This window comes from Streptomyces sp. NPDC007162 (assembly GCF_040634175.1).
Classification (GTDB): domain Bacteria; phylum Actinomycetota; class Actinomycetes; order Streptomycetales; family Streptomycetaceae; genus Streptomyces.
Genome location: NZ_JBEYFC010000866.1, coordinates 1 through 2,398 on the forward strand (window position 1 = coordinate 1; position 2,398 = coordinate 2,398).

The following is a 2,398-nucleotide window of genomic DNA, read 5'->3' on the forward strand; positions in this document are numbered from 1 at the left end:
AAGGCAGTCGGTGCGTACGCCTACGGCTTCCACGGGGACGGAGAGGGGCGAGAGCGCGACGCTGCACCCAACCCCACGGAGCAGGCGGCACAGGCACCAATACGTGCACCGAGGCCCCCCAGTTCGTGCACAGCGCACCCCATGACGCAGCGCCCGTTCAAGCTGGACAGCCAAGGAGGCAGATCGTCATGACAGACTGTGGAGGATTCCGCGTACGAGGTACGGAGGCGTTCGAGACGGTCGCCTCAGCCTTGTTCGCACCACTTCGGGTCGGCGACGCGGGCCCTCCGGGTTTCGAAGCGGTGGTCAACCACGCGGTCATGGGGCCCGTGGTCATTGCTCACATCAACGCCACTGCCGCGACGGTGACTCGGGACGATCGGAGCATCACCTCGAGCGATGTGGAGTGGATGCACTTCAACCTCCAGCACCACGGTCCGCTCACCGCGGTCCAGGACGACCGGGTCGCGACCGTCAAGCCGGGCCAGTTGTTCGCCTGCGACAACACCAGGCCCTACCGGCTCGTCGGTGCGGGCCCGATTGACATGACCGTGCTGTGCATACCGCGTGCAAGTCTCGGCAGGCACGTGGACTCCATCAGCAAGCACACCGCACGCCCCGTCGCGGTGCAGGACGGGATCGGTGGGCTCCTCGGTCACGCACTGTCCACAGCCGAGGCCGGCGTCGTCCAGGACGATGCGGCTCGTGCGCATCTGGCCGACGCTCTCACCGCGCTCCTGCTCGCAGCGTTCGCGGACACGAGTCCCGAGCGGAGCTCTGTCACCAGTTGCCTCGCCGACCGCATCCGGGCCTACGTGCTGGCCCACCTGAGCGATCCCCATCTCAGCGCGGAGCGCGTCGCGCGCCTGCACCGCATCTCCGTCCGTCACCTCCACTCCCTCTTCAAAGGCAGCGACCTGACGTTCGCCGCCTGGGTCCGGCATGAACGCCTGCTGCGGATCCGTCTCGACCTCGTGGCCCCGGCCTGCTCCGGCACCTCCACGGCCGCGATCGCGGCCAAGTGGGGAGTGCACGACGTGAAACACCTGGGCAGAGCTCTGAAACGCGAATTCGGCGCGACCGTGAGCGACTTACGCCGCCGGCACAGCGGCTGACACTCCGCGTAAGCGCTTCGGGGTAAGCCCTCGTCGGGGAGAACGGCGCCGGGAAGTCCACGCTCATCCGGATGGACGACACCGATCTGGCCGGTGCCGACGCAGAGACGGTGCGGCGGCACGTGGGCCTGGTCCCGCAGAAGAACGGGCACTGGCCGCTCGCCGCCCGGGAGAACATCACACTGGGCCCCGGGAGCACGGCGACGAGCGGATCCGGGACGCGGCGGAGCGGGTCGGCAGGGCCGAGGCACTGCGCGAGCTGCCCGACCAGTCGGAGACGCTGCTCGCCCGGTCGCTGTGGGGCGGCCACGAACTGTCCGGCGGCCAGTGGCAGCGCTCGGCGTGCGCGCGGGCGATGTGCCGGCAGCCGGCCGTGCTCGTCCTGGACGAGCCGACCAGCGAGATGGACGCCCGCGGCGAGCACCGGATCTTCCGGGAACTGCGGGCCATGGCCCCGGGCCGGATCACTGTGGTGGTCACACACCGGTTGGACAACGTACGCGTGGCCGATCGGGTCATCGCCCTCGACCGAGGCGCGGTCCGGGAACAGGGTTCCTTCGACGATCTCGTGGCGATGGAGGGAAGGCCGCCGGGCGAGCTGTACGCCCTGGCCCGGGACCGCTGACCGACGGTCATCCCGGTTGCGTGAGTGTCAGGTCCATCATGCCTGTTCGGACGTGGTGCGCGGTAGGACTGAGCACACGTCCGTCCAGGCTTGTCCGGGGTGGTGGCCTGCCCGCAGACTCGTCGTCATCCGCTCTCCGACGTCCGTGTCGGCATCCGTTCCCGGGTGCCGACGCGTTCGTCGTGCTGTCTCGTCGTGGGACGGGTGCAGGTGGGGGTGGGGGGAACGGAGGGGGATCGGTGGATCAGGACATGGTCGTACGGGCGAGGGTCCAGCTGCTCAGTGCCAACCGGCGAGTGGTGCGCGGCACCGAGGGGTTGCGCATCTACCGCCTGCTGACGCAGGTCGAGCCGGAGGTGTACGGGTCGAAGCTGGCGTACGTTCTGGTCGAGGCCGGCATGTCGCCGCTGGTGCGGGAACTGCCCGAGCGGCGGCTGGCGCTCCTGGACGAGGCGGTGGCGGTGGCATCGGCCCTTGGTGCGGCGAATCCCTACCGGGACAAGGTGCTGGCGAGGGCACTTGCCGCCAGGCGGGAACTCGAAGGGCAGGCCACGGCGGCCGGGCAGGGGACGGCCTCACAGGAAGGAAGCGATCACTGAGGTCCGCTCCAGGCCGCGGCACTCACCGCTGCGTCCGGCGCCACGGCGCCGGACGCTCC

The 2,398-nt window shown here is 69.8% G+C and carries 3 protein-coding genes and 1 pseudogene; all 4 read left to right on the forward strand.

Annotation, left to right across the window (positions count from 1 at the left end):
- Window positions 1-188 precede the first annotated feature (188 nt).
- Complete coding sequence (locus tag ABZ646_RS45100) at window positions 189-1,115, forward strand: helix-turn-helix domain-containing protein (RefSeq protein ID WP_360533165.1); 927 nt, start codon at window positions 189-191, stop codon at window positions 1,113-1,115.
- A gap of 295 nt (window positions 1,116-1,410) precedes the next feature.
- Window positions 1,411-1,455: pseudogene (locus tag ABZ646_RS45105) on the forward strand (hypothetical protein); the annotation flags it as partial.
- Window positions 1,456-1,470: 15 nt separating this feature from the next.
- The gene (locus ABZ646_RS45110) at window positions 1,471-1,740 is read left to right on the forward strand and encodes a hypothetical protein (RefSeq protein ID WP_360533168.1); all 270 of its coding nucleotides are present in this window, start codon (window positions 1,471-1,473) and stop codon (window positions 1,738-1,740) included.
- A gap of 239 nt (window positions 1,741-1,979) precedes the next feature.
- The gene (locus tag ABZ646_RS45115; RefSeq protein ID WP_360533171.1) at window positions 1,980-2,339 is read left to right on the forward strand and encodes a hypothetical protein; all 360 of its coding nucleotides are present in this window, start codon (window positions 1,980-1,982) and stop codon (window positions 2,337-2,339) included.
- Window positions 2,340-2,398: the final 59 nt, after the last annotated feature.